This is a genomic window from Caballeronia sp. EK, from assembly GCF_014384845.1.
Classification (GTDB): Bacteria; Pseudomonadota; Gammaproteobacteria; order Burkholderiales; family Burkholderiaceae; genus Caballeronia; species Caballeronia jiangsuensis.
Map to the genome: position 1 here is coordinate 266,131 of NZ_JACSUE010000004.1, position 25,711 is coordinate 291,841.

General features: G+C 63.7%; 24 protein-coding genes. 13 read left to right on the forward strand and 11 right to left on the reverse strand.

Going from position 1 to position 25,711, the window contains the following annotated elements; translation table 11 throughout:
• The first annotated feature begins 20 nt into the window (after positions 1-20).
• The 3 genes from IAG25_RS13530 to IAG25_RS13540 are packed head-to-tail and all read left to right on the forward strand — an operon-like array spanning position 21 to position 4,044.
• Complete coding sequence (locus IAG25_RS13530) at positions 21-2,069, forward strand: sigma-54-dependent Fis family transcriptional regulator (protein ID WP_029672357.1); 2,049 nt, start codon at positions 21-23, stop codon at positions 2,067-2,069.
• Positions 2,066-2,665: a flavoprotein gene (locus tag IAG25_RS13535; protein ID WP_187605307.1), complete on the forward strand. Its 600-nt coding sequence runs from the start codon at positions 2,066-2,068 to the stop codon at positions 2,663-2,665. The genes IAG25_RS13530 and IAG25_RS13535 overlap by 4 nt, the downstream gene beginning before the upstream one ends.
• The gene (locus IAG25_RS13540) at positions 2,644-4,044 is read left to right on the forward strand and encodes a DUF6513 domain-containing protein (RefSeq protein ID WP_187605308.1); all 1,401 of its coding nucleotides are present in this window, start codon (positions 2,644-2,646) and stop codon (positions 4,042-4,044) included. The genes IAG25_RS13535 and IAG25_RS13540 overlap by 22 nt, the downstream gene beginning before the upstream one ends.
• Here IAG25_RS13540 and IAG25_RS13545 read toward each other — a convergent pair.
• Positions 4,041-4,589: a thioredoxin family protein gene (locus IAG25_RS13545; protein WP_187605309.1), complete on the reverse strand. Its 549-nt coding sequence runs from the start codon at positions 4,587-4,589 to the stop codon at positions 4,041-4,043. The two genes, IAG25_RS13540 and IAG25_RS13545, sit on opposite strands and share 4 nt — an antisense overlap.
• A 98-nt stretch (positions 4,590-4,687) precedes the next feature.
• Between IAG25_RS13545 and IAG25_RS13550 the strand changes: the two genes are divergently transcribed.
• On the forward strand, positions 4,688-4,990 hold the full coding sequence (locus tag IAG25_RS13550; protein ID WP_029672361.1) for a hypothetical protein: 303 nt from the start codon (positions 4,688-4,690) through the stop codon (positions 4,988-4,990).
• Positions 4,987-5,367, forward strand: a complete 381-nt coding sequence (locus IAG25_RS13555; protein ID WP_309243938.1) for a type II toxin-antitoxin system VapC family toxin — start codon at positions 4,987-4,989, stop codon at positions 5,365-5,367. Before IAG25_RS13550 ends, IAG25_RS13555 begins: the two co-directional genes overlap by 4 nt.
• A 39-nt stretch (positions 5,368-5,406) precedes the next feature.
• On the opposite strand, the gene fba is transcribed toward IAG25_RS13555, so the two are convergent.
• The 7 genes from fba to IAG25_RS13590 form a co-directional block, all read right to left on the reverse strand.
• Entirely contained in the window at positions 5,407-6,444 is a 1,038-nt protein-coding gene (fba, locus tag IAG25_RS13560; RefSeq protein ID WP_187605310.1) for a class II fructose-bisphosphate aldolase, read from the reverse strand.
• A gap of 29 nt (positions 6,445-6,473) precedes the next feature.
• Complete coding sequence (gene tkt / locus IAG25_RS13565; RefSeq protein WP_187605311.1) at positions 6,474-8,516, reverse strand: transketolase; 2,043 nt, start codon at positions 8,514-8,516, stop codon at positions 6,474-6,476.
• Between the two features lie 35 nt (positions 8,517-8,551).
• On the reverse strand, positions 8,552-9,424 hold the full coding sequence (locus IAG25_RS13570; RefSeq protein ID WP_187605312.1) for a phosphoribulokinase: 873 nt from the start codon (positions 9,422-9,424) through the stop codon (positions 8,552-8,554).
• Positions 9,425-9,473: 49 nt separating this feature from the next.
• Positions 9,474-10,568, reverse strand: a complete 1,095-nt coding sequence (locus tag IAG25_RS13575) for a class 1 fructose-bisphosphatase (RefSeq protein ID WP_187605313.1) — start codon at positions 10,566-10,568, stop codon at positions 9,474-9,476.
• A 15-nt stretch (positions 10,569-10,583) separates the two neighbouring features.
• Complete coding sequence (cbbX, locus tag IAG25_RS13580; protein ID WP_187605314.1) at positions 10,584-11,504, reverse strand: CbbX protein; 921 nt, start codon at positions 11,502-11,504, stop codon at positions 10,584-10,586.
• Positions 11,505-11,519: 15 nt separating this feature from the next.
• Positions 11,520-11,936, reverse strand: a complete 417-nt coding sequence (locus IAG25_RS13585) for a ribulose bisphosphate carboxylase small subunit (protein WP_187605315.1) — start codon at positions 11,934-11,936, stop codon at positions 11,520-11,522.
• A gap of 666 nt (positions 11,937-12,602) precedes the next feature.
• Positions 12,603-14,093, reverse strand: a complete 1,491-nt coding sequence (locus tag IAG25_RS13590; RefSeq protein ID WP_187605316.1) for a form I ribulose bisphosphate carboxylase large subunit — start codon at positions 14,091-14,093, stop codon at positions 12,603-12,605.
• A 391-nt stretch (positions 14,094-14,484) separates the two neighbouring features.
• On the opposite strand from IAG25_RS13590, the gene pqqA reads away from it, so the two are divergent.
• From pqqA to IAG25_RS13605, 3 genes are all read left to right on the forward strand, one after another.
• Positions 14,485-14,559 carry a pyrroloquinoline quinone precursor peptide PqqA gene (pqqA, locus tag IAG25_RS13595; protein ID WP_008354335.1) on the forward strand — a complete coding sequence of 25 codons (75 nt, stop codon included), beginning with the start codon at positions 14,485-14,487 and terminating at the stop codon, positions 14,557-14,559.
• 81 nt (positions 14,560-14,640) lie between these two features.
• Positions 14,641-15,207, forward strand: coding sequence for a DUF447 domain-containing protein (locus IAG25_RS13600; protein ID WP_029672370.1), 567 nt, complete (start codon positions 14,641-14,643; stop codon positions 15,205-15,207).
• A gap of 36 nt (positions 15,208-15,243) precedes the next feature.
• A complete protein-coding gene (locus tag IAG25_RS13605) occupies positions 15,244-15,936 on the forward strand; it encodes a (5-formylfuran-3-yl)methyl phosphate synthase (RefSeq protein ID WP_187605317.1) in 693 nt (230 codons plus the stop codon).
• 655 nt (positions 15,937-16,591) lie between these two features.
• Here the strand turns inward: IAG25_RS13605 and IAG25_RS13610 are convergent.
• The 3 genes from IAG25_RS13610 to IAG25_RS13620 all read right to left on the reverse strand — a co-directional run bounded on the left by IAG25_RS13610 (position 16,592) and on the right by IAG25_RS13620 (position 19,431).
• Complete coding sequence (locus tag IAG25_RS13610; RefSeq protein ID WP_187605318.1) at positions 16,592-17,179, reverse strand: amino acid kinase family protein; 588 nt, start codon at positions 17,177-17,179, stop codon at positions 16,592-16,594.
• Between the two features lie 84 nt (positions 17,180-17,263).
• The gene (locus tag IAG25_RS13615) at positions 17,264-18,394 is read right to left on the reverse strand and encodes a hydantoinase/oxoprolinase family protein (protein ID WP_187605319.1); all 1,131 of its coding nucleotides are present in this window, start codon (positions 18,392-18,394) and stop codon (positions 17,264-17,266) included.
• Positions 18,391-19,431 carry an ATP-grasp domain-containing protein gene (locus IAG25_RS13620; protein ID WP_187605320.1) on the reverse strand — a complete coding sequence of 347 codons (1,041 nt, stop codon included), beginning with the start codon at positions 19,429-19,431 and terminating at the stop codon, positions 18,391-18,393. Before IAG25_RS13620 ends, IAG25_RS13615 begins: the two co-directional genes overlap by 4 nt.
• Positions 19,432-19,444: 13 nt before the next feature.
• On the opposite strand from IAG25_RS13620, the gene IAG25_RS13625 reads away from it, so the two are divergent.
• The 5 genes from IAG25_RS13625 to IAG25_RS13645 all read left to right on the forward strand — a co-directional run bounded on the left by IAG25_RS13625 (position 19,445) and on the right by IAG25_RS13645 (position 25,688).
• Positions 19,445-20,179, forward strand: a complete 735-nt coding sequence (locus IAG25_RS13625) for a HisA/HisF-related TIM barrel protein (RefSeq protein WP_187605321.1) — start codon at positions 19,445-19,447, stop codon at positions 20,177-20,179.
• A gap of 792 nt (positions 20,180-20,971) precedes the next feature.
• Positions 20,972-22,234 carry a formylmethanofuran dehydrogenase gene (locus IAG25_RS13630; protein WP_187605322.1) on the forward strand — a complete coding sequence of 421 codons (1,263 nt, stop codon included), beginning with the start codon at positions 20,972-20,974 and terminating at the stop codon, positions 22,232-22,234.
• Positions 22,231-23,925 carry a formylmethanofuran dehydrogenase subunit A gene (locus tag IAG25_RS13635; RefSeq protein ID WP_187605323.1) on the forward strand — a complete coding sequence of 565 codons (1,695 nt, stop codon included), beginning with the start codon at positions 22,231-22,233 and terminating at the stop codon, positions 23,923-23,925. Before IAG25_RS13630 ends, IAG25_RS13635 begins: the two co-directional genes overlap by 4 nt.
• Before the next feature lie 3 nt (positions 23,926-23,928).
• On the forward strand, positions 23,929-24,870 hold the full coding sequence (fhcD, locus tag IAG25_RS13640; RefSeq protein WP_187605324.1) for a formylmethanofuran--tetrahydromethanopterin N-formyltransferase: 942 nt from the start codon (positions 23,929-23,931) through the stop codon (positions 24,868-24,870).
• Entirely contained in the window at positions 24,867-25,688 is an 822-nt protein-coding gene (locus IAG25_RS13645; RefSeq protein ID WP_187605325.1) for a formylmethanofuran dehydrogenase subunit C, read from the forward strand. The genes fhcD and IAG25_RS13645 overlap by 4 nt, the downstream gene beginning before the upstream one ends.
• Positions 25,689-25,711 lie beyond the last annotated feature (23 nt).

Here is a 25,711-nt window from a genome sequence, read left to right on the forward strand (position 1 = left end):
CGCAACGGAGACTTGCCCCCATGTCGTCGCTTGCTGACGTAGACACGCATGTCCGGGAAGTGCTGAACATCGTCAATAATCCGCTGGCCGCACGCCGCGCCAGCGATTCGGTCGCGCAATCGTGGCTGCGGTGCCTCACGGAATTCAGGCTCGATCCGGGCCGCTTCGTCATGCCGCCCGTGCTCACGCAGCACGAGCTCAACGATCGCCGCGAAGCCGCGACCGATCTCATCGCGTGCTCGAAGCTGGAAATGACGACGTTGTATCAGCAGCTCGCCGACCCCGAACTCGCCGTCGTGCTCGTCGATGCGGACGGCGTCATCGTGCATCAGGTGTCGTCGGTGCCGTTCGGCGAAGCAGTCGCGGCCGATGGCCTGCGCGTCGGCGCGCTGTGGAGCGAGCGCGAAGCCGGGACCAACGGCATGGGCACTTGCCTCATCGAGCGCGATTGCATCGCCGTATGCCAGCACGAGCACTTCTATCCGCGCTACACCTCGCTCACCTGCTCGGCCGCGCCGATCTTCGACGAGCGTGGCACCGTCGTCGGCGTGCTCGACGTGACGAGCCGCTCGAAGCTCCTGCAACAGCATTCGCTCGTGCTTGTCGGCATGTCGCGGCAGATGATCGAAAATCGTCTGATCGATGCGCGCTACCGGCACGCGAACATGATTCACTTCCACAGCCGTCCCGAGTTCGTCGGCACGCTGCACGCGGGCAAGCTCGCCGTCAGCGACGATGGCGTCGTGCTCGCCGCAAGCCGCAGCGCACTCTTCCAGCTCGATCTGCGCTCGCCCGGCGAACTGTGCGGCAAGCGCATCGAGGAAGCGTTCAATGCATCGCTCGAGGACATGATCGCGCGCAGCATCCGCGGCTCGTTCCACCCCGTGACGGTCTATAGCGCGAAGGCCAACAGCCGCTTCTTCCTCACCGCGCAGACGCCGCGCGAAGGCGGCAGCGGCGCGACGCGCATCCTGATGAACGATCCCGTCTCGCGCGACCTGTCCGCGCCCGCCGCGCGCCCGAAGGCGCCGAAGAAGGACATGCGCGAGACGGCCACCGCCGGCCGTCTCGACAAGCTCGCGCATCTGGAATTCGGCGATCCGCGCATGGCCTCGCAGATCCAGCTCGCCGCGCGCGTGATCCAGCGCAAGATTCCAATCATCCTTCGCGGCCAGACGGGCACCGGCAAGGAAGTGTTCGCCAATGCGCTGCACAGCATCAGCCCGAACGGCACGGGTCCGTTCGTCGCGGTGAACTGCGCGTCGCTGCCGGAGAATCTGATCGAAAGCGAGTTGTTCGGTTATCGCGCGGGCGCATTCACCGGCGCGCAGCGCGAAGGACGGCGCGGCAAGATCGTGCAGGCGAACGGCGGCACGCTCTTTCTCGATGAAATCGGCGACATGCCGCTCACGTTGCAGGCGCGTCTGCTGCGCGTGCTCGAAGAGCACGAGGTCACGCCGCTCGGCGCGGAAACCATCGTGAAGGTGGATTTCCAGTTGATCAGCGCGAGCCACCGCAATCTCGTCGAACTCGTGCAGACGGGCATGTTCCGCGAGGACCTGTATTACCGGCTGAACGGGATCGAGATCAATCTGCCGCCGCTGCGCGAACGCGCCGATGCGCTCGCGCTCATCGCGCATATTCTCGAAACCGAATCCGACGATCCCCCCGCGCTCTCCGCCGAAGCGCGGCAGGCGCTGCTGTCGTATCCGTGGCCGGGCAACATCCGCCAGTTGCGACATGTGCTGCAAATGGCGATCGCGCTCTGCGACGGCCCCGAGATCCGCTGCGCGCATCTGCCGGCGGAGATCGTGAACGGCGCCGCACCGATCACGCAGACTACGGCGCGCGCACCGGTTGCGCCGGCGCCGCATCTGACCGAAGACGCCGATACATCGTCGCTCAACGCGATCCAGGTGAAGGAGCGCGAGACCGTGCTGCAATTGCTCGACGAGCATCGCTGGAACGTGAGCAATGTCGCGAAAGTGCTCGGTATCAGCCGCAATACGCTGTACCGGAAGATGCATCGTCTGCATATTCGACTGTCGCACGACACGCCCGACGCATGACGGAACCCACGCCCGCCCGCCGGCTCGACGAGTTCAAGCCCGACGCGCGTTTCGCGTGGTGCGTGACCGGCTCCGGCCATATGCTGGAGGAGTCGATCGCGCTCGCTCGGCAACTGCCGGGCGTCGATCTGTTTCTTTCCGCTGCCGGCGAGGAAGTTTTGCCGCTCTACGGCTGGACGCTCGCCAAGCTGCGCGAGCACTTCAAGGTGTTTCGCGACAACAGCGCGAGCAGCGTGCCCGTCGGCATGATCTATCACGGCGAATATCACACGGTCGTGATCGCGCCCGCGACGAGCAATACCGTCGCCAAATGCGCGTTCGGCATCTCCGACACCTTGCCCACCAACCTCTATGCGCAAGCCGGCAAGCAATGCGTGCCGGGCATCGTATTCGCATGCGATACCGCGCCGAGCGTCATCACGCAGACCCCGCACGAATGGGTCGAAGTGAGGCCGCGCGCGATCGAGTTCGAGAACGTCGAGCGGCTCGCGCGCTTCGCGCATACCACCGTGGCCCGCTCGCTCGACGATCTCAAGGCCGCGCTCGATCAACGCCTGTCGGACCTGAAGCTCGCATGGAACACATCGTCTTCCTGACGGGGCGGCTCGCGCAGTTGAGCCTTCATCAGGTACTCGAAAGCATCGCGCCCGCCGCCGCCGGTTCGCCCTTCACATGGGAAGTCCGCGAGATCGGCCTGCAGGTCGCGGGCCTGATGACCGCCGACATGATCCGGCGACGCGTCGAAACGCCTTTGAGCGAACGCACGAGCCGCATGATCGTGCCCGGCCGATGCCGTGGCGATCTCGATGCCCTCACCGCCCATTACGGCGTGACGGTCGAGCGTGGCCCCGAGGAAGTGAAGGACTTGCCGCAGTTTTTCGGGCGCGAAGCGCGGCATGTGGACCTGTCGCGCTACGAGACGGAAATCTTCGCGGAGATCGTCGATGCGCCGCGCCTCGATCTCGACGGCATTGCGACGCGCGCGCGCGAATACAAGCGTCAGGGCGCGGATGTAATCGATGTCGGCTGCCTACCGGAGACGCCCTTCCCGCATCTCGAAGATGCGGTCGCGATGCTGAAGGAGCAAGGCTTTCGCGTGAGCGTCGATTCGATGCGCGATGAAGAGCTCGTGCGCGGCGGACGCGCGGGCGCGGACTATGTGATGAGTCTCAACGCCGACACGTTGTGGATCGCGGATGAAATTGCATCGACGCCGATTCTGGTGCCGCGCGAACCCGCCGACGTCGCCTCGCTCGATGCCGCGATCGAAGCGATGACGAAGCGCGGCCGCCCCTTTCTCGCCGACCCGATTCTCGATCCGATTCCGTTCGGGCTCGCGGCGTCCATCGCGCGTTACGTGTCGTTGCGCGAACGCTATCCCGATGTGCCGATCATGATGGGCGTCGGCAACGTGACCGAGCTGACCGAGGCGGACACGAGCGGCATCAACGCGGTGCTGTTCGGCATGGCGGCCGAGTTGCGCATCGCTGCCGTGTTGACGACTTCGGTGAGTCTTCATGCAAGGCGTGCCGTTCGCGAAGCCGATGTCGCGCGCCGCGTGATGCATGCCGCACGCGAAACGCAGACGCTGCCCAAAGGCATTTCCGCCGATCTGTCGGCGCTGCATGCGAAACGGCCTTTTCCGTATAACGCCGACGAGATCGCCGCCCTCGCCGCCGCGATACGCGATCCGAATTTTCGCGTGCAGGTATCGGCGGACGGCATTCATGTCTATAACCGCGATGGTCATCATGTCGCGGTCGATCCGTTCGCGCTCTACCCCGAGCTGAAGGTCGAGAGCGATGGCGGTCATGCGTTTTATCTCGGCGTGCAGCTTGCGCGCGCGGAGATCGCCTGGCAGCTAGGCAAGCGCTTCGATCAGGATCAGCCGCTCGACTGGGGATGCGAAGTCGATCGGCCGGACGAGGATCTGATGGCGTGGCATGCGCCCGGCAGCACCAAAAAGAAGAGCTAGGGCTTCCATTTGATCGAGCATCCGAGCGCCGGGTATTGCGCTTCGGGCGCTTCGCCGTTTGCGGCTATCGCGCGCATCGCTTCGAACAGATCGCGGCGCGCGTCGGGCAAGGCTTCCTTGCGCGATGCGTCGATACGGCCGCGATATCTCAACCGCAGATCGCGGTCGAAGCCGAAGCATTCGGGCGTGCAGACCGCGCCGTAGGCTCGTGCGATCTCCTGCGTTTCATCGTGCAGATAAGGGAACGGCAGGTTCCATGCTTTCGTGAGCGCGACCATGCGATCGAATGCGTCGTCGGTGTAGACGGTCGCGTCGTTCGAATTGATGCCCGCCACATTGACTCCGATGTCCTTCAGCGCCCGCGCATCGCGAATCAGATTCGGCATCGCGGCCTTCACGTAAGGGCAGTGATTGCACATGAACACGATGACGAGACCGTTCGCGCCCTTCAGCGAGTCGGGCGTGTAAGTCTGGCCGTCGGTCGCGGGCAGCGTGAATGCGGAGGCTGTCGCGCCGAGTTCCGCGGTCGGAGATTCTGTGGGCATGAGATAGCTCCCAATTTGCTGGGTTGGCCGTTCGGCATATTGGCGGGTTGGTCGGAGTCGGATAGCATGGGATCTCTTGTTAGTTATCCGGAGTAATCGTGTATATTTTCAGTATTGAAGAGGCGCAGAAGGATTTGCAGAAGCTCCTCGATCTCGTGGCGGACGGAAAGGATGTGGCTATCGGTGGCGAGCGTCCGGTGCTGTTGCTCAAGGTACGGTCGGTCAAGAATTTCGATAACGACAAACCTGAAGCCACCGGTTCGATCATCGTGTTCGATCCCGAAGACGAGAGCGTCTTCGAGGACGAATCCTTCAAGCCTTTGCCCGATGACATCATCGACCAGATGTACAACGGTCCTATTTTCCCGGAAGAGGCGAACGTCATTCACGAGAGCCGATGATGCGTGTATTGCTCGATTCTCACGTCTACATCTGGCGTGTGTCGAAAGATCGGCGACTACCCGCTCGTATTCGCAAGTCGATAGATGAGGCGGAGCAGGTGTACGTCAGTACGGCCACCATCTGGGAGCTGTCGATCAAGGCGGCGCGCGGCAAGCTGGACCCGCGCGCCGCACGAACCATCGACGAGCTTGGAGCGCAACCGTTCATCGTGCTTCCGGTCCAGCTCAAACATGCTCTCGCGGTACGGGACATGCCTGACCTGCATCGCGATCCGTTCGATCGTCTGTTAGTCGCGCAGGCGCGAACGGAAGTGCTCAGATTTCTGACAGTCGACAGTGAACTTTCCGAATACCTTGACGCCACGATCCCCGCCTGAGCCAGCGCCGCCCGTCCCAAACCAACGAGCGGCGCTCCCTCAGTGATATCGCTTCGCCATCGCCTCCAGCGCCATCGGCCTGATCCGATCAGCATGCCCCGCACACCCGAACGCCTCGAAGCGCTCGATACACAAGTCCCGCGCCGCCGCCGTCGCCGCTTTCAACGCATGCCGCGGATCGAACTCCGACTTCGCCGACGCCATCGCCCTGCGCATCGCGCCGGTCATCGCGAGGCGGATATCCGTGTCGATGTTCACCTTCCTCACGCCGTTTGCGATGCCGCGCCGAATTTCCTCCACCGGCACGCCGAACGTCGCCGGAATTTCGCCGCCGTGCTCGCGAATGATCGCAAGCCATTCCTGCGGCACCGAAGAAGACCCGTGCATCACGAGATGCGTGTCCGGAATGCGCGCGTGAATCTCGGCGATGCGATCGATCGCGAGGATATCGCCGGTCGGCTGGCGGCTGAACTTGTACGCGCCGTGCGAAGTGCCGATGGCGATCGCGAGCGCGTCGATGCCCGTCGCCTCGACGAACGCGCGCGCTTCGTCGGGGTCGGTCAGCAATCGATCGTGGCTCAACGCACCTTCCGCGCCGACGCCATCTTCCTCGCCCGCGCGCCCCGTTTCCAGCGATCCGAGACAGCCCAGCTCGCCTTCCACCGACACGCCCACGGAATGCGCCGCCTCCACGACGCGCCGGCTCACATCCACGTTGTACTCGTATTCGGCGGGCGTCTTCTGATCGGGCATGAGCGAGCCATCCATCATCACGGACGTGAAGCCCGAGCGTATCGCCTGCTGGCAAACGGACGGACTCGCGCCGTGATCCTGATGCAGGACCACCGGAATATCCGGATGCGCCTCGACGGCCGCGAGCACCAGATGCCGCAGATACGGCTCTCCCGCATACTTGCGCGCGCCCGCCGAAGCCTGCAGGATCACCGGGCTCTTCGTCGCCTCGGCCGCCTGCATGATCGCGTGCACCTGCTCCATGTTATTGACGTTGAAGGCCGGCACGCCATAAGCGTGCTCCGCCGCGTGATCCAGCAACTGCCTCAATGCGATGAAAGCCATCGTGATGTCTCCATGCAGGGTGCGAAGATTCAGGCCGCCACGCGGCGCGCTTCATCGATGAGCGCGGCGGTCGTCACGCCGAAGTGCGCGAACAATTCGCTCGCGGGCGCGGATTCGCCGAAGCGGTCGATGCCGATCACGCCGCCATTCAATCCGACATACTGCCGCCAGAACGCCGTGACGCCCGCCTCGATGGCGACGCGCGGCACGCCTTCGGGCATCACGCGTTCGCGCCACACGTTGCACTGGCGATCGAACACGGTCGTCGATGGCATCGACACGACGCGCGCGAGAATGCCCTCTTCCTTCAGCGGCTCGACGGCCGCGAGCGCGAGCGCCACTTCCGAGCCGGTCGCAATCAGCACGACGCGGCGCGCATCGCGTTCGCATGTCGATGGCCAGTCGAGAAGCACGTAGCCGCCGCGCTCGATGCCATCGATCTGCGCTTCATCGCGCGGCACGAAAGGCAGGTTCTGGCGCGACAGCAGCAGGCACGAAGGCCGGTCGCGCTCGACCGCGCTCACCCACGCCTGCATCGTTTCGACCGTATCGCAGGGACGCCATACGTCGAGGCCCGGAATCATGCGCAGGCTCGCGGCATGCTCGATCGGCTGATGAGTCGGACCATCTTCGCCAAGGCCGATCGAATCGTGCGTAAAGACGAAAACCACGCGCGCTTTCATGAGCGCGGCCATACGCAACGCGTTGCGCGAGTAGTCGGAAAACGTGAGGAAGGTTCCGCCGAACGGCAGATAGCCACGATGCAGCGCGACGCCGTTCAGCACCGCACTCATGCCGAACTCGCGCACGCCGAAGTGGATATAGTTGCCCTTCTCGGGCGCTGCGCTCACATCCACCGCATCCTTCCAGCGCGTGAGATTCGATCCGGTCAGATCGGCCGAGCCGCCCAGCAGTTCGGGCAACGCGCGCGACAGACCTTCGATTGCGAGTTGCGATGCCTTGCGCGTCGCCACCGTCTGCCGCGCGCGATCCGCGTCGCGCACGAGCGCATGCGCCATGTCGCGCCAGTTCGCGGGCAGCGCGCCGCGCACGCGACGCTCGAACTCGGCGGCCTCATCCGGAAACACACGGCGATACGCGTCCATGCGGCGATGCCACGCTTCCTGCGCTGTCGCGCCGGCCTCGCGGGCGTCCCAAAGCGCGCGAACCGATGACGGAATCTCGAAGGGCGCATGCGTCCAGTCGAGCGCGCGGCGCGTCGCTTCGACTTCGTCGGCGGGAAGCGGCGCGCCGTGCACGTCGTGCGTGCCGGCCATGTTGGGCGCGCCCAGGCCAATCACCGTCTTGCAGCAGATCAGGGTCGGACGATCCGACTCGCGCGCTTCCTGCAACGCACGCGACACGTCTTCGACATCGTGGCCATCCACCGCGCGCACGACGTGCCAGCCGTACGATTCGAAGCGCTTCGGCGTATCGTCGGTGAACCAGCCATCGACATGGCCATCGATCGAAATGCCGTTGTCGTCATAGAGCACGGTGAGCTTGCCGAGCCGCAACGTGCCCGCGAGCGACGCCGCTTCATGCGACACGCCTTCCATCAGACAGCCATCGCCCACGAAAACATACGTGCGATGATCGACGATCTCATGTCCCGGCCGATTGAATTCGCGCGCGAGCAAGGCCTCGGCGAGCGCCATGCCGACCGCATTCGTCAATCCCTGACCGAGCGGCCCGGTCGTCGTTTCGACGCCGGGCGTCACGCCCACTTCCGGATGCCCCGGCGTCTTGCTGCCCATCTGGCGAAAGCGCCTGATCTCGTCGATGGACAAGTCATAGCCGCTCAGATGCAAGAGCGCATAGAGCAGCATCGAGCCATGACCGTTCGACAGCACGAAGCGGTCGCGATCCGGCCAGTCCGGATCGGCGGGATTGTGCTTCAGATGACGCCCCCACAGCGCGACCGCGATCTCCGCCATGCCCATCGGCATGCCGGGATGGCCGGAGTTCGCCTGGCTGACGGCATCGACGGCGAGCATGCGCAGCGCGTTCGCCATCTGTCGCGTATCGGGTGAGCGGTGAAGTCTGGGCAAAGCTTCAGCGACGGCATTCATGAGATGCCTCCTTTGATACAAGATGAGAAGTCTTTCTAGGCGCGCGCGCGTCGGTCGCGTAGTTGCAGAATCATCGGCGTGAAGATGAGCTGCATCGCGAGACCCATCTTGCCGCCGGGCACGACGATGACATTCGGCCGCGACATGAACGAGTCGTGCAGCATCGTCAGCAGATAGGGAAAGTCGATGCCCTTCGGCTTCGCGAAGCGGATCACGACGAAGCTCTCGTCAGGCTGCGGAATCTCGCGCGCGGTGAACGGGTTCGACGTATCCACGGTCGGCACGCGCTGAAAATTCACATGCGTGCGCGAGAACTGCGGACAGATGTAGTTCACGTAATCGGGCATGCGGCGCAGGATCGTATCGACCACGGCCTCGTGCGAATAACCGCGCATCGTCTGGTCGCGATGCAGCTTCTGAATCCATTCGAGATTGATGATCGGCACGACGCCGACGAGCAGATCCGCATGGCGCGCGACATCGACCTTGTCGGTCACGGCGCCGCCGTGCAGGCCCTCGTAGAACATCATGTCGGTGCCGGGCGTGACGTCCTCCCACGGCGTGAAAGTGCCCGCGTCCTGTTTGTACTGCGCGCCTTCGCCTTCATCGTGCACGTAGTGACGAAACTGGCCGCCGCCCGTGCGGCCGTAGGTATCGAACAAGGATTCGAGCTCTTCGAGCAGATTGGCTTCCGGCCCGAAGTGGCTGAAATTGACGCGCCCGTCGCGCTCGCTCTGCTTCATCGCCTCGCGCATGCCGAGACGATCGTAACGATGAAACGCATCGCCTTCGACGATCTGCGCATTGATTTTTTCGCGCCTGAAGATATGCGTGAAGCTCTTCATGACGGTGGTCGTGCCGGCGCCGCTGGAACCGGTCACCGCGACGATCGGATGTTTGACTGACATGCGCTGCCTCCCTGGTATTCATGTAATGAGCGCTGTTTCAGATGCGTTTCTACGCTTCCGTCTCCGGCAGGAACAGCGAGCGTTCCTTGAACAACGGCGACGTGAACGGCTTGTCCTCGCCGCGATCGTATTCGCCGTGATAGCGCTGAATGCGCTCGACTTCATTGCGCGAACCGAGAATCACCGGCACGCGCTGATGCAATGCCTCGGGCTCGACATCGAGAATGCGCTCGCGTCCCGTGATCGACAGCCCGCCCGCCTGCTCGACGATGAAGCTCATCGGGCTCGCTTCATAGAGCAGACGCAGGCGTCCTTCCATCTCGGGCGTCTTGAAGTCGCGCGGATACATGAACACGCCGCCGCGCATGAGGATGCGATGCACTTCCGCGACCATCGACGCGATCCATCGCATGTTGAAGTCCTGCGCGCGGCAACCGGTGCGGCCGTCCTTGCATTCCTGCACGTAGCGGCGCACGGGCGGCTCCCAGAAGCGCTCGTTCGATGCGTTGATCGCGAACTCGCACGAATCCTCGGGAATGCGGATATCGGAATGCGTGAGCACGAAATTGCCGACATCGCGCTCCAGCGTGAAGCCGTGCGTGCCGTTGCCGACGGAGAGCACGAGCATCGTCGATGGTCCGTAGATCGCATAGCCCGCCGCGACCTGTTCGCGTCCGGGGCGCAGAAACGATGCGTCATCCGGCGGGCCGCTTTCATCGCCGCCGCGTCTGAGCACGGAGAAGATCGAGCCGACCACGCCGTTGATGTCGATGTTCGATGAGCCATCGAGCGGATCGAACGCGAGCAGATACTCACCGCGCGGATACGGCTCGGGAATCGCATAGACGCGCTCCATTTCTTCCGACACCATGCCCGCGAGCAGACCGTCCCACTCGCAATGTTGCAGGAAGATATCGTTGGTCACGAGGTCGAGCTTCTTCTGTTCCTCGCCATGCGTGTTGATCGATTGCGCCGAGCCGTGCTGTCCGCCCAGCGCGCCGCGCGTCAATGCGGCGGCGATCGTCTTGATCGATGCGGCCACGTCGATAAGAAGCGCGGACAGGCCGCTCGCGGCTTCCGGACCGGGCTTGCGGTCCAGCGTGTCGATCAGGAACTTCGATAAGGTCGTGCGTCCATCCTGCATCGCGCTCTCCTTTCTTCATCGTGAATCGGTGAACACACGGCTCGCGCGGATATCGCTTGCGTCGAGTTGCATCAATGCATCGGCGTCGGCGATGGCGCTGCCGTTTTCGGCGGCGGCGAACAGACGATTCGCCTGACGCAGACGCGCGCGATCCAGCGCATTGCGCACCGAGCGCGCGTTGGCGAAGTTCGGCTGTTTGATGCGATGCGCGAGATACGCTTCGAAGGCGCAACGCGCGTCTTCGTCGAAGCGATAGTGCATGTCGGTCAGCATGTGCTCGGCGATCTGCAGAAGCTCGTCGGGCGCATAGTCGGGAAACACGAGGTGATGCGCGATGCGCGAGCGGAAGCCTGGATTGCTGTGAAAGAACGTCTCCATGCGCGATTCGTATCCCGCGAGAATCACGACGAGATCGTCGCGCTGGTTCTCCATCGTCTGCAGCAGTATTTCAATGGCTTCCTGCCCGTAGTCGCGCTCGTTCTCCGGGCGATACAGGTAGTAAGCCTCGTCGATGAAGAGCACGCCGCCCATCGCACGCTTGAGCACTTCGCGCGTTTTGGGCGCGGTATGGCCGATGTACTGGCCGACCAGATCGTCGCGCGTCACCGAAACGAGATGATTGCGCCGGATATAGCCGAGCCGATGCAGCACCTGCGCCATGCGCAGCGCAACCGTGGTTTTGCCGGTGCCGGGATTGCCCGAGAAGCACATGTGCAGCGTGGGTGCACCCGACGCGATACCGAGCGTCTTGCGTGCGCGCTCGACGAGCAGATGCGCGGCGATCTCGCGGATGCGCGTCTTGACCGGCGCGAGACCGATGAGATCGCGATCCAGTTCCGCCAGCACTTCGCCGATGCGCGATTCGCGGTAGAGCGCCATCAGGTCGGCTGTGGTTTGAAGAGGCGCTTCTTCTTCGAGCGTGGCTGCGGCGCTCATGATGTCTTCTCCTCATCAATAGCGCTCGCCGCTCGGGCGATCGGTTGCGTAGGTGCGGATTGCGTAGCGCTGGACGCGGTTTTTGTCGTCTTGGCGTTCGAGGCGGAAGCCTCTTTCTTGCTCCGGGCGGTTCACCATGAACGACAGACGCATCGTTTCGAAGCCACGCACCGAGTCGAAGGCGTTCACTTTTATGTAGTGGTTCGGATACGTCTTGCGGCATTCGTTCACCTCCATCAGGACGCCGGCGGCATCGCGGAGGTCGAACATCGGTAAGCCCCACATTTCCCAATACGTGTTGCGGGGATGGGGATCGTCGGTGTATTCCACTGAGCATGACCAGCCCTGGTCTAGGGCGTAATTTATTTGCTTGGAGATTTCCTCGTCGGTTAAGGGGGGAAGGAAGGAGAATGTTCCTTGGGTGATTTTCATTTCGGCATCCTTATCGTTTGCTTATGCGTTTGTAGAGTCCTGATTTCGTGTCGGTCTATTAGCACTGCCCCTCCCCGGGGCGGGGGTCACTTTCTTTGCTGCTGCAAAGAAAGTAACCAAAGAAACAGCTATCCCCAGCCTAAGCACTTCACACCGGCCGCGGCACAGACGATTGGCCTAATGGCCCGGCAGTAGCGAGTGCCCCCGCAAGCAGACAAGAGCTTGGACCGCGCACGGTCCGACAAATCGCACCACACAAGAAACTGGTTCAGCACGAAATAGCTCCAGCCCGCTTCGCGGCCGACCGGTCAATCGGGTTGCGCGCGCTTCTTTGCTAATGCCTCTCCTATAGATGGTTTCCCTTGCAAACCCCACGGCAGCGCGTAGCGCTGTGCCGAAGCTATTTGGTGCTGAACCAGCGCGCTAAAACTTCTAGCGTGTCAGACCGTGCGCGAGCCAAGCCCGGTAAGTCCTTCGAGGGCGACACTTAGGCGAGTGCCGCCTGCGGCTGGCAAGCATAGCCAACGTGCGTGTGACCGCGGGCGTGAACGAGCTGCTTTCTTTGGTTACTTTCTTTGCAGCAGCAAAGAAAGTGACTGCCGCCCCGCATAGGGGCAGTGCTAATAGACCGAGACGAATACGGGATCCTGCGAAGAAAAAAACCCCTTACACCGCCGTAGCAGTAACAGCAAAATCCGGCGTATCCGTCGAAGCATAGTTAAAGGTCACATCGCGCCAGGTATCGAGCGCCTGCTTCAACGGCGTACACCCCCGCGCAGCAGCTTCAAGAATCTCCGGTCCTTCATTAGCAATATCGCGCCCTTCATTCCGCGCCTTCACCATTGATTCGAGCGCAACGCGATTGGCCGTCGCACCGGCCTGAATACCTTGCGGATGCCCGATCGTGCCGCCGCCGAATTGCAGAATGCAGTCATCGCCGAAGAGATCGAGCAGTTGATGCATCTGTCCTGCGTGAATGCCGCCCGACGCCACCGGCATCACCTTGCGCAAACCCGCCCACGGCTGATCGAAGAAAATGCCGCGCGACAGATCCGGCTCATTGCGCGCGTCGCGGCACACGTTGTAATAGCCCTGTACCGACAACGGATCGCCTTCCAGCTTGCCCACCGCCGTGCCCGCATGCGCATGGTCCACGCCGGCCATGCGCAGCCACTTCGCGATCACGCGGAACGAAATCCCGTGATTGCGCTGCCGCGTGTACGTGCCATGCCCCGCGCGATGCAGATGCAGGATCATGTCGTTGCGACGCGCCCATTTCGACATCGACTGAATCGCGGTCCAGCCGATCACCAGATCGATCATCACGATGCACGAGCCCAGTTCCTTGGCAAATTCGGCGCGCTCGTACATGTCTTCCATCGTGCCGGCCGTCACATTCAGGTAATGGCCCTTCACTTCACCGGTTTCGGCCTGCGCGCGATTCACGGCTTCGATCGCGAAGAGATAGCGGTCGCGCCAGTGCATGAAGGCCTGCGAGTTGATGTTCTCGTCGTCCTTCAGGAAGTCGAGACCGCCCTTCAGTCCTTCATACACGACACGTCCATAGTTCTTTCCCGACAACCCGAGCTTCGGCTTCACGGTCGCGCCGAGCAGCGGCCGCCCATACTTGTCGAGCCGCTCACGCTCGACGATGATGCCCGTCGGCGGGCCCTGGAATGTCTTCAGATACGCAACCGGAATGCGCATGTCCTCCAGACGCAGCGCCTTCAGCGGCTTGAATCCGAACACATTGCCGATGATCGACGCCGTCAGGTTCGCAACCGATCCTTCCTCGAAGAGATCCAGCTCGTAGGCGATGTACGCGAAGTATTGCGGCTCGTCGGCGCGTGCGTTCGGCACGGGTTCGACGCGATACGCCTTCGCGCGATACATGTCGCACGCGGTGAGACGGTCGGTCCACACGACGGTCCACGTCGCCGTCGACGATTCCCCCGCGACGGCGGCGGCCGCTTCTTCCGGCTCGACGCCCGCTTGCGGCGTGATGCGAAAGAGCGCGATCACGTCCGTATCCTTCGGCGTGTAGTCGGGCTGCCAGTAGCCCATCTCGCGATACTTCATGACGCCGGCCGCATAGCGCGAGCGCGGATCGGACGGATTGCGCGCCGCCTCGACGGCGGCCTTGCTGAAGTCGTTCATTCCGTTTCCTCGACAGTGAGATGAGAGTGACGTGCGCCCCGATGTCCGAAGCGACCGTCGCGCTTGTGTTGCCCGCTGTGATTCCAGACTACGCACTGGCCGCGAGGAAAGGAATTCACGAATAACTTGCCGGACCATAAGCGATGCCTTAGTCGGGATTAGCCCTGATGCGTTTGTGGCTGCGCGAGTGGGACACTTTGTTCTGATTTCGTCACAGTCGGCGCTCACGATGAGCGAGCCGCGTTCTTCGGCATCCGCTTCATGCCGTTGGCATGGCGCTTGCATCGTCGAAGTGCCGGCCCCCTCCCGGCCGCCTGGCGGATTCGTCCGCATCGGCAAATCATTGAAGCGGTAACCGAGGCATCAACCCAACTCACATGGAGGAACGCGCATGCAATGGACCACGCCAAGCTTCACCGATATGCGTTTTGGTTTTGAAATCACGATGTATATCGCCACCCGCTAAACGCGGATCAAACCCGCACGAAGCCGCGCCGAAGCGTTTCGCGGTCATTTCGTGCGGCTTCGAAGACTTTCGCCGACCATCATGATTTACGAGACCATCGTCACGACCGCGGATCGCGATGGCCGGCCCCACATCGCGCCGATGGGCGTGCGTTTCGAGGACGGTTTCGCGATCCTCGCGCCGTTCCGGCCATCGACGACGCTCGACAACGTCATCGCGACGCAGAGCGCCGTCATCAACTTCACGACGGACGTGCGCGTGTTCGCGGGCTGCGTGACGGGCTACGCGCGCGACTGGCCGACGCTCGCCGCGGACACGGTGCCGAGCGTGCGGCTCGCATCCACGCTTGCGCATACCGAGCTGCGTCTCGCTGAACTTGTCGACGACGAAACGCGTCCGACGCTGCGCATGGCATGCGTGCATCGCGCGACGCACGCGCCGTTTGCGGGCTTCAATCGCGCGCAGGCCGCTGTCGTCGAAGGCGCGATTCTGGTGAGCCGGCTCTTCATGCTGCCGGCGGAGAAAGTGGACAGCGAGATTGCATACCTGAAGATCGCGATCGACAAGACCGCTGGCGATGTCGAGCGTGAAGCATGGCAATGGCTCTTGCGGGCAATCGAGGCGCATCGCGCCAAAGCGCTCACCTGAAGCATCTTCCGTGGCATTTCCATTGGAGTTTTCACGATGACCGCATTGCTCGCGAGCGTCCGCTCGGCCGACGAAGCATTCGATGCCGCCGACGCCGGCGCGGAACTGATCGACCTGAAGGAGCCGGACGCGGGCGCGCTGGGCGGCGTGGTGATCGGCGATATTGCGCTTATCGTGCGGGCGTTGCGCGCGCGCTATGCGGTGCGGCCGATCAGCGCGACCATCGGCGACTTGCCCAACGATGCGCTCGACGAGATGACTGCGCGCGTGCTCGATGTCGCGGCGGCGGGTGTCGATTATGTGAAGGTCGGGGTGACGCCCGGTGCTGGCGCTTCCGCCTGCTTGCGGCATCTGGCGAGCTTGCCGGCGGCGGTGGTGCCGGTGTTGCTATCGGATGATGGCGTGGATCGTGAGCTGGCCGCGCTGGCGGTTCAATTGGGCTTTGTCGGCATCGTGTTCGATACGGCGAGCAAGGACGGACGGACGTTGTTCGATTGCGTCGATGCGGACGCGCTTGCTTCATGCATCGTCGATGCGCGCGCTCGCGGGACGATGATTGCGGTCGCTGGTTCTCTTGGCTGGGGCGATCTCGACAGGATTCGCAGGCTTGCGCCGGATATTGCCGGGTTTCGCGGGGCGCTGTGTGATGAGCGTCATGGGAGGGGGGGGCGGCTTGATCCCAGCCGCGTGGGGATGTGGGTTCGGGCTTTGCATGGGTTTGGGGGTTAGTTTGGGCGGGTTGCTTGGGTTGTCGCCGGATCCCGTTTTCGTGTTGGTTTATTAGCACTGCCCCTGTGCGGGGCGGCAGTCACTTTCTTTGCTGCTGCAAAGAAAGTAACCAAAGAAACAGCTCGTTTAGGCCCGCGGTCACACGCACGTTGGCCACGCTTGCCAGCCGCAGGCGGCACTCGCCTAAGTGTCGCCCTCAAAGGACATACCGGGCTTGGATCGCGCACGGTCTGACGCGTCGCGCCACTCGCGTTACTGGTTTAGCACCAAATAGCTTCGGCACAGCGCTACGCGCTGCCGTTGGGTATGCGAGGGAAACCATCTATGGGAGAGGCATCAGCAAAGAAGCACGCGCAAACCCGATTGACCCATCGGCCGCGAAGCGGGCCGGAGCTATTTGGTGCTGAACCAGTGAAGCAAGCGGTACGATGTGGCAGACCGTGCGCGAGCCAAGCCCGATTGGGCCTTCGAGGGCGACACTTAGGCGAGGGCCACCGCGGGCTGGCAAGCCTGACCAACGTGCGTGTGACCGCGGGCCTGAACGAGCTGCTTTCTTTGGTTACTTTCTTTGCAGCAGCAAAGAAAGTGACTGCCGCCCCGCACAGGGGCAGTGCTAATAAACCAATAAGAAATCGGGATCCGGCGACAAAAACCCTCAAACCGCCACATTCAACAACCGATCCCTCATAACCGCCGCATCAGCCTTACTAAAAATCTCCACAATATAATTCGCATCCCGCACATAAGCAGGAAACCGCCGATCCACGATGCCCTTCGCGGCGAGCGACTCCAGCGGGGTATCCGCATCGACATCACACGACTTCACGATCATCAGCCGCTCGGCATTGAGCAACGTCGAAAGCCACGCGGCAAGACTATCCGAAGTGGTATCCCAGTTGGTCATCGAATCGGGCGTCGCGCGCATCAGATCCGTCGGTACCCACACCGCGACGCGCCCATCTCGCAATGCCCGCCGAATGCGATCCTCGTTCGACGCCAGCACGAGCTCCGGCACCACGCCCTGCATCAGAATCGCATACTGCGCCATCGCGAGCAGGCACATGTTGTGGGCCGCGAGATCGTCGAACTGCCATTCGTGCTGATACTGCCGCACCGCGTCCGCAAAATCGCCGCCGCCCGGCACGATCACGACGCGCCCTCCGCCCACTTCCCAGAGCCGCGTCAGCCACTCGCGCAGCGCCGGGTCGTGGCTGAGGCTACCCCCGATCTTCACCACCCACATGTTCCTGTCCTCGTTCGATGATGCCGCCGGGCCACGCACCCGGTTTCGATACGCCGTCTTCGCTACGCTATATTTCGCACGCTATCACGCCGCGCGCGGCGATGCATCGTCGCGGGGACGGGCTTCGTTGCCTGCCGCGCCCTTCGCCGCCATCGACGCCAGCAGCGCGACCGCCACGCTCGGCGCGCACGTCGATACCCACTCGGCGCGCGTCGCGTCGTCGTCCGCGACGCCCGCGAGCCGCGCGAAATCGATATAACCGCGCGCCTCCTGCCGCGCCAGCGACGCCGCCAGAAAACGCCCGCAGCCCGCGCCGACGATCGGCGCAGCGGCCAGCGCCGCATCCCGCGCGATCACGCGCGCGAGATTCGTCTCCAGCGCGCGCAACTGCTCGTGCCGCCAGCTCTGCGCAAAGCGCCGCCATTCGGCATCGCTCGCATCGGCGGCGTCGCGGCCGATCATCCGCGCGATACGCGCACGGCTCGCGGCCTCCGTCTTCGGCCCGTTGTCGGCGCTCGGATGCTGGTCGTGCTCGGGCCACAACTCGCCCGTCAGTCGATACACATCGGCCGTCGTCGCGAACCATTCGTTCATCACGCCGCTCGTCTCGCCGCGAAACGCGATGCGATGCGCGACCCCGCACAACGGCGTGCGCACGATGCCCTGATAGACCAGTTCGCCGCTGATGAGCCGCTCGGCGTCGTTCGCGCCGCGCGCCACGACACGGCCGCCGACGATCGGGATGATGTCCGTCGTCGTGCTGCCGATATCGATGAGCACCGCGTCCGGCACGCACGTCGCGACCCACTGCGCGGTCGCGAGCCAGTTCGCCGACGCGACCTTGCGCCAGCCGTCCGCGCACGCCGAGCGCGCGAGCCAGCCGCCGTCGCCGGCGAAGAACATCGTGCGCGGCCCGAGCCGCTGCGCGAGCGTGCGCGTCAACGTGCGCACGCCCTCCGCGCGGTCGGCGAAGAGATCGACCATTTCGCCCGTCATCGTGACGGCGTGACGCGCGGACGCATCGGCGGCGGCGGGCCAGCGCTCGAACATCGCGTCGATCACGCGTTCCAGATGCGGAATGCCCTGCCACAGCGGACACGCCCATTGCGCGACATCGGCGAGCACGCCCGCGCGCGTCGCCATCGACACCTTGACGTGTGCGCCGCCCACGTCCCAGCCGAACACCGGCGCATCCGCTGAAGTCGATGCCGTCATGACGCCGCTCCGCCGCACGCGCGCAGCAAACCGGCGTCGCCGTCGAAACCGGGCACGCGATGCGCCGCGAGCAGTTCCGCCGCGAGATTCCTGCCGCCGCGCCGGCTCAACTCGGCATACGCGACCGTCAGACGCGGATTCACTTCGATCACGACCGGCCCGCGTTCCGGATGCCACACGATGTCGATGCCCACGAAGCCTCGCAAACCCGGAAACGCTTCGGCGACGCGCAACGCGAGCCGTTCGAGCGCGCGCCCTTGCGGACCGTGCCGGTCGATGCGATCGACATCGACACCATCGAACTGCACGATGCGCGCGCGCCGTTCCGATCCCGCCGCGTCCGACAAACCGATGCGCTGACGATTGATGCTCACGAGCCGCGACAGTCGTTCGCGACAAATCAGCGAAAGACTCAGCGGCTCGCCGTCGATCCACTCCTGCAACACGGGATTGCGGCCCGCTTCCGCGCGCGCCGCGTATTCGTTGCGCGCGGCGGCGAGGTCGTCGTAGACGTAGGTGTCGAGGCCGCCCGCGCCGTCGTCGGGCTTGACGACCCAGCGTCGCCCGATCCCGGCGGACGCGTTCTCCGGTTCGAGCGCGGGCGTCGCCGGAATGCTGCGCGCGGCGAGACACGCGGCCGTCGCGCTCTTGCTCGATGCCGCGCGGATCGCTTCCTTCGCGCAGCCGAGCCAGCGCGCCTGGCCGACGGCGTCGTAAAGCTTGAGGAGCAAGCCGTCGCACTCGGGCGCGACGATGCAGGCATAGTCGTGCTCGCGCGCCACGCGGGCGACGAAGCGTATGACCGGCTCGCCGGGTTGCGCGCGCACGTAGCCTTGTGCGTCGTCGAGCTGCTCGAAGCGCGAACTGGCGACGGTCACTTCGATGCCCGGCAGCGCGCGCAGATCGGCGGCGATGGCGTCGCGCATCACGCGGCCCTCGACGATCAGCGCGGAGAGGTCGGCGAGGCTGCCTGCGCCCGCGGCGTCCGGATCGATGCCGCCGCCGGTGAGATACTCGAATACAAAGATCTTGGTCAAAGGAAAGCCATCCATGCAGGTGATACCCGTTCTCGATCTGCTCGACGGCCACGCGGTGCGCGCAGTGCGCGGCGAGCGTTCGCGTTATCGGCCGATCCAGTCCTCTTTGTGCGCCACGAGCGATCCGGTTGCGATCGCCCGTGCGCTCGTCGCCGCCACCGGCGCGCGCACGTTGTACGTCGCCGATCTGGGCGCGATCCTGCAGCGCGGCGCGCACGACCATGCGCTCGCCGCTATTTGCGATGCCCTTGGCGAGGGCTTTCGCATCTGGCTCGACGCGGGCTTCACCGCATTCGCGCCGATGCGTGCGCTCGTCGAACGTATCGCGCGGCTCGCGCGGGCCGCGTCGCCCGCCGCGATCGTGCCCGTGTTCGGCACCGAGACGTTGCTCGACATCGGCGCGGTCGCGGAAGCATCGGCTTGCGGTTTCGAGCCTATCCTTTCGCTCGACTATCGCGGCGGGCTCGCGCTCGGTTCGCTCCATGCCGAGAGTTCGTGGTGGCCGTCGCGTGTGATCGTGATGACGCTCGATCACGTCGGTGCTTATGCCGGGCCCGATCTCGATACCTTCACCTCCGTGCGGGCGCTCGCCGGTGCGCGTGAACTGATCGGCGCAGGCGGTATCCGCAATGACGATGATCTCGCTCGTGCCGATGACAGCGGCGCATATGCGTGGCTCGTGGCCTCCGCGATTCACGATGGCACCGTGGGTCGGCGCGATGTGCATCGCGGGGCTTTCGACCTCTGAACTCAATATCTGTGCCAAGGGGGGTGGGCTTTGATTGCGCTTGTAATCCTTTGGCAAGCACGTGTTGCATTCAGTGATGCATAGGTGACAGTGTGTTGCATTGCGGAGCAGTTTTTTTTGGGGGTTTTTTGGTTTCGCCGGATCCCGGTTTCGTGTCGGTCTATTGGCGTTGCCCCTGTGCGGGGCGGCAGTCACTTTCTTTGCTGCTGCAAAGAAAGTAACCAAAGAAACAGCTATCCCCAGCCTAAGCACTTCATGCCGGCCGCGGCACAGACGATTGGCCTAATGGCCCGGCAATAGCGAGTGCCCCCACAAGCAGATAAGGGCTTGGACCGCGCACGGTCTGCCGCACCAACTGTTTTGCGTCACTGGTTCAGCACCAAATAGCTCCGGCCCGCTTCGCGGCCGACCGGTCAATCGGGTTTGCATGTGCTTCTTCTTCGACGGTTTCCCTCGCATACCCAACGGCAGCGCGTAGCGCTGTGCCGAAGCTCGTTCGTGCTGAACCAGCGCGCTGAAACCTCTCGGGCGGCAGACCGTGCGCGAGCCAAGCCCGATGGGCCTTTGGGGGCGACACTTAGGCGAGTGCCACCGCGGGCTGGCAAGCATGGCCAAACTACGTGTGACCGCGGGCTTAAACGAGCTGCTTTCTTTGGTTACTTTCTTTGCAGCAGCAAAGAAAGTGACCCCCGCCCCGGGGAGGGGCAGTGCTAATAAACCGACACGAATACGGGATCCGGCGAGAAACCAAAAAACCCAAATACGGCATAGACCTTGCTTACAAGCACGACCATGCCCGAGTCCTCAACAACACCGAACCCACAGGCCACAGCAAGAAACCCCTGGACCTGTCCGTTCTGCCCGATGCTATGCGACGACATAACGCTCGCACCAACCGACGATCGACGGCTCGCAGCACCGTCCACCGCATGCCCGCGGCTCGCAGCATCCCTTGCAAGCTACAGTCCGCAGGATGCAAACCGCAAACCCGCGATAGACGGGCAAGACACCGACCTAGCGTCGGCGCTCTCTCATGCCGCGGCGATCCTGTCGAACGCACATCGGCCGCTCTTCGGCGGCCTCACAACCGACGTGGCCGGCGCCCGCGCGCTCTATGAACTCGCCGCGCATTGCGGCGCGATCCTCGATCACCTTCACGGCGACACGCTCGCCGACAGCAACCGCGCGCTGCAAGATCGCGGTTCCTTCTTCACGACGCTCTCCGAAGTGCGCTCGCGCGCCGATCTCGTCATCGTGTTTGCGTGCGAGCCCTCGCGGCGCTATCCGCGCTTCTATGAACGCACCATCCGCGAAGACCGCGACGTAAGTGTCGTATTCGTCGGATGTGACATCGATAAAGCAGCAAACGCACGCGCCGAATCGATCGCGTCGAACACCGATCCCTTCGATACGCTCGCGCTCTGGTCCGCGCACGTCGAAGGCGGCCGCCCGATTCCGGTCGCGGAACTCGTCGCACTCACAGAGCGCATCACAAAAGCGCAATACACCGCGTTCATCTACGAGCCTGCGACGCTGCCGACCAAACACGCGGCGCTCGCGATCGAGGCGCTGCAACGCATCGTGAAGGCGATCAACCGCACCGCGCGCGCAGGCGCACTCGCGCTCACCGGCGACGACGGCGCCGCATCCGTCAATCAAACGATCACATGGCTCTCGGGCTTTCCGTCGCGCACGCGCGTCGCATACGGCCTGCCGCTCGATCACGATGCGCATCGCTATCGGACCGAAACGCTCCTGAACCGCGGCGAAATCGATGCGCTGCTCTGGGTATCGAGCTTCGCGCCCGAGCCGCTCCCCGCATCGCTCGACGACGACGTGCCCGCCATCATCCTCGGCCATCCATCGACGCCACTGCCCGCGCGCAAAGGCCCGACCGTGTTCATTCCGGTCGCGACGCCCGGCATCGACAGCGGCGGCCATCTGTTTCGCGTCGATACATCCGTGGTCGCGCAGCTTTACCCCGCACGCGATGTCGCGCTGCCGACGGTCGCCGCGATTGCCTCGCAACTCACGCAGGCACGGAGGCCGTCATGAGCCTCGCGCGTCTCAAGGGCGGCACGCTCTACGATCCGGCGAACGGCGTGAACGGCGAGAAGCGCGACATCTATATCCGCGATGGACGCATCGTCGATCATGCGCAAGGAGAAAGCATCGAACACGATTTCGATGCAAGCGGCATGATCGTGATGGCGGGCGGCATCGACCTGCATTCGCATATCGGCGGTGGCAAGACGAATCTGTCGCGTCTGCTGCTGCCCGAAGATCATCGCGACGATCCGCGCGCCGTGCCCGATCGCCCGAACGAAGGCCGCTATATGCGTCTGCCTTCGTGCGGCGTATGCGCGCCGGGTACGCTCGCCGCAGGCTATCGATATGCGGAAATGGGCTACACGGCCGCGTTCGAACCGGCGATGATCGCATCGAACGCGCGCCACGCGCATCTGGAAATGGGCGACACGCCGATCATCGATCACGGCGCCTACGTGATGATGGGCAACGACGAGCTATTTCTCCAGATGCTCGCCGCGAACGAGGACTTCGAACGTCTGCGCGATTATGTCGGCTGGACGATCGATTCGAGCAAGGCGCTCGGCGTGAAGGTTGTGAATCCCGGCGGCATTTCGGCGTTCAAGTTCAATCAGCGCTCGCTCGATGTCGATGAAAAGCACGTGCATTACGGCATCACGCCGCGCGATGTATTGAAGACGCTCACGCGCGCACTCACCGATCTGCGCGTGCCGCATCCGCTGCATGTCCACGCAAGCAATCTCGGCGTGCCGGGCAACATTGAATCGACGATCCGGACGATGGACGCAGCCGATGGCCTGCCCATTCATCTGACGCATATCCAGTTTCATAGCTACGGGACCGAAGGCCCGCGCAAGTTCTCGTCGGGCGCGCGGGCCATCGCCGAAGCGGTGAACGCGCGGCCCAATGTGACGATCGATGTCGGCCAGATCATCTTCGGTCAGACTGTCACGGCTTCCGGCGACACGATGATGCAGTTCAAAAACGCACCGATGGCCCGCCCGCGCAAATGGGTGCTCGGCGATATCGAATGCGATGCGGGCTGCGGCGTCGTGCCGTTCAAGTATCGCGAACAGAGCTTCGTGAACGCGCTGCAATGGATCATCGGGCTGGAAATCTTTCTGCTCGTCGACGATCCGTGGCGCGTGTCGATGACCACCGATCATCCGAACGGCGCGCCCTTCACGAGCTATCCGCACCTGATCCGCTTGCTGATGGACAAGTCCTTTCGCGACGAGCAGCTCGACAAGCTCAACGCCGATGCGAAAACCGCGAGCGCGCTCGGCGAAATCACGCGCGAATTCTCGCTCTACGACATCGCGATCATCACGCGCGCCGGTCCCGCGAAACTGCTCGGTTTGAAGGATCGCGGCCATCTCGGCGCGGGCGCGGCGGCGGATATCGCCGTGTATCGCGACGATGCGGACCGCGAGCGCATGTTCACATCGCCCGCGTACGTGTTCAAGGACGGCGAGCTGATCGCGCGCGACGGCACGCTGCTCGCCACGCCCACTGGCGGCATCCACTACGTGAGCCCCGAGTACGATCGCGCGATCGAAAAGCGCGTGCGCGAGTATGCAGAGGCGAAACTGGCCACGCGCTTCGAAAATATTGCGATCGGCGACGACGAAATCTGCGCGTGCTGCAACGGCGGGCGGCTCTTGCCCGTCGCGTGCTTCGCGGCGAGCGGGAGTTGACGCATGCGCATCAACGACACGCAGATCGACGACACCTTCGCCGAAGCCTTCCCGATGAAGGCGACGCGCCTCGTCATCACCGCGCATACCTCGACGTGGGCGCGGCATGCGGCCAATTCACTGACAGGCTTCGCCACGTCCGTCATCGATTGCGGCTGCGAGGCGGGCATCGAACGCGATCTGACCGGCGATGAAACGCCCGATGGCAGGCCGGGCGTCGCGGTGCTGATCTTCGCGATATCGTCGAAGGAATTGGCCAAGCAGATCGCGCGGCGCGTCGGGCAATGCGTGCTGACGTGCCCGACGACGGCGGTCTATGGCGGCATCGATCCCGCAACCACGCGCGCGCCGCTTTCCGACAACGCGCCGCTCGGCGCTGGGCTGCGTTTTTTCGGCGACGGCTATCAGATATCGAAAGTGCTCGACGGCACGCGTTACTGGCGCGTGCCCGTGATGGACGGCGAGTTCGTCTGCGAGGAATTCACCGCGACCGTGAAAGCGGTCGGCGGCGGCAATCTGCTCTTTCTTGCGCGCGATATCGACAGCGCGCTGCATGCCGCCGAATCCGCCGTCGCTGCGATGCATCGTTTGCCGAACGTCATTACGCCGTTTCCGGGCGGCGTCGTGCGTTCGGGTTCGAAGATCGGCTCGAAGTATGCGGGCGCGACGGCATCGACGAATGACGCGTTCTGTCCGACGCTCGTCGGATTGTCGAAGAAGAGCGAGCTGACGCCCGATGTCGCGTGCGTGCTCGAAATCGTGATCGACGGCTTGACCGACGCCGATGTCGGCGCCGCGATGACGGCCGGCATCGCCGCCGCCACGAAGATCGGCCGCGCGGGCGGCGTGCTGCGCGTTTCCGCGGGCAATTACGGCGGCAAGCTCGGGCCGTATCACTTCAAGCTGCATGAACTGTCGAAGGACATCGACGGGAGCCGCGCATGAACGCGATCACGTTGCGCGTAAAAAATGCGCCGGGCTTTCGCGTCGATGGGTCGAAATTGCTGCCTGTCGAACTTGCGGTTGCTTCGCGGACCGAATTGCCGCGCATCGTGCTGCAAGGCGCGGGCGAAACGTGCGCGCTCGGCGATCTCTTCGATATCGCGCTGATCGAGAACGAAGCGCCGTCGCTGACGATCGAAGGTGATGCGCACTGGCTCGATCGCATCGGCGCGAACATGACCGAAGGCACGCTAACGGTGCACGGCAGCGCAGGCGATTACGCGGGCATAAAGATGTCCGGCGGCGAGTTGCACATACAAGGCGACGCAGGTGCTTTCGCCGCGTGCGAGATGCAAGGGGGCCGTCTCTCGATTCACGGCGACGCGGGCGATTTCGCGGCGGGCGCGTTGCCCGGCGACATGGAAGGCATGACGGGCGGCACGCTCACGATTCATGGCGACGCGGGTGCGCGTCTCGCGGATCGCATGCGGCGCGGCACGGTGCTCGTCGCGGGCGATGCGGGCGATTTCGCGGCGTCGCGGCTGATCGCGGGTTCGGTCTGCATCGGAGGAAAAGTGGGCGCACACTTGGGATACGGGATGCGGCGCGGCACGGTGTTGCTGACAAACGCGCCATCTCGCATTCCGCCGACCTTCACCGAAGGCGGCCGCGGTTTCGACGTGTTCTGGCTGCTGTTCACGCGCATGCTCGCCCGTGAAATCGCGCCCTTTTCGACACTCGCCGGTCATGTGTTGCCGCGACGCTACGCTGGCGACCTCGCGGTGGATGGACGGGGGGAATTGCTGATCGCCAATTCGTAGCCTGGAGATGAACAATGGATTGT

Excerpts from the sequence above, each read along its gene's own strand:
- IAG25_RS13530 (WP_029672357.1), top strand. The coding sequence starts at position 21 with ATGTCGTCGCTTGCTGACGTAGACACGCATGTCCGGGAAGTGCTGAAC.
- IAG25_RS13540 (WP_187605308.1), top strand. The coding sequence starts at position 2,644 with ATGGAACACATCGTCTTCCTGACGGGGCGGCTCGCGCAGTTGAGCCTT.
- IAG25_RS13590 (WP_187605316.1), bottom strand. The coding sequence starts at position 14,093 with ATGAACGACTTCAGCAAGGCCGCCGTCGAGGCGGCGCGCAATCCGTCC.
- fhcD (WP_187605324.1), top strand. The coding sequence starts at position 23,929 with ATGCGCATCAACGACACGCAGATCGACGACACCTTCGCCGAAGCCTTC.
- IAG25_RS13610 (WP_187605318.1), bottom strand. The coding sequence starts at position 17,179 with ATGTGGGTGGTGAAGATCGGGGGTAGCCTCAGCCACGACCCGGCGCTG.
- IAG25_RS13575 (WP_187605313.1), bottom strand. The coding sequence starts at position 10,568 with ATGCAGGATGGACGCACGACCTTATCGAAGTTCCTGATCGACACGCTG.
- IAG25_RS13555 (WP_309243938.1), top strand. The coding sequence starts at position 4,987 with ATGATGCGTGTATTGCTCGATTCTCACGTCTACATCTGGCGTGTGTCG.
- IAG25_RS13600 (WP_029672370.1), top strand. The coding sequence starts at position 14,641 with ATGATTTACGAGACCATCGTCACGACCGCGGATCGCGATGGCCGGCCC.
- IAG25_RS13605 (WP_187605317.1), top strand. The coding sequence starts at position 15,244 with ATGACCGCATTGCTCGCGAGCGTCCGCTCGGCCGACGAAGCATTCGAT.
- fba (WP_187605310.1), bottom strand. The coding sequence starts at position 6,444 with ATGGCTTTCATCGCATTGAGGCAGTTGCTGGATCACGCGGCGGAGCAC.
- IAG25_RS13585 (WP_187605315.1), bottom strand. The coding sequence starts at position 11,936 with ATGAAAATCACCCAAGGAACATTCTCCTTCCTTCCCCCCTTAACCGAC.
- tkt (WP_187605311.1), bottom strand. The coding sequence starts at position 8,516 with ATGAATGCCGTCGCTGAAGCTTTGCCCAGACTTCACCGCTCACCCGAT.
- cbbX (WP_187605314.1), bottom strand. The coding sequence starts at position 11,504 with ATGAGCGCCGCAGCCACGCTCGAAGAAGAAGCGCCTCTTCAAACCACA.
- IAG25_RS13630 (WP_187605322.1), top strand. The coding sequence starts at position 20,972 with ATGCCCGAGTCCTCAACAACACCGAACCCACAGGCCACAGCAAGAAAC.
- IAG25_RS13645 (WP_187605325.1), top strand. The coding sequence starts at position 24,867 with ATGAACGCGATCACGTTGCGCGTAAAAAATGCGCCGGGCTTTCGCGTC.
- IAG25_RS13625 (WP_187605321.1), top strand. The coding sequence starts at position 19,445 with ATGCAGGTGATACCCGTTCTCGATCTGCTCGACGGCCACGCGGTGCGC.
- IAG25_RS13570 (WP_187605312.1), bottom strand. The coding sequence starts at position 9,424 with ATGTCAGTCAAACATCCGATCGTCGCGGTGACCGGTTCCAGCGGCGCC.
- IAG25_RS13545 (WP_187605309.1), bottom strand. The coding sequence starts at position 4,589 with ATGCCCACAGAATCTCCGACCGCGGAACTCGGCGCGACAGCCTCCGCA.
- IAG25_RS13615 (WP_187605319.1), bottom strand. The coding sequence starts at position 18,394 with ATGACGGCATCGACTTCAGCGGATGCGCCGGTGTTCGGCTGGGACGTG.
- IAG25_RS13535 (WP_187605307.1), top strand. The coding sequence starts at position 2,066 with ATGACGGAACCCACGCCCGCCCGCCGGCTCGACGAGTTCAAGCCCGAC.
- IAG25_RS13635 (WP_187605323.1), top strand. The coding sequence starts at position 22,231 with ATGAGCCTCGCGCGTCTCAAGGGCGGCACGCTCTACGATCCGGCGAAC.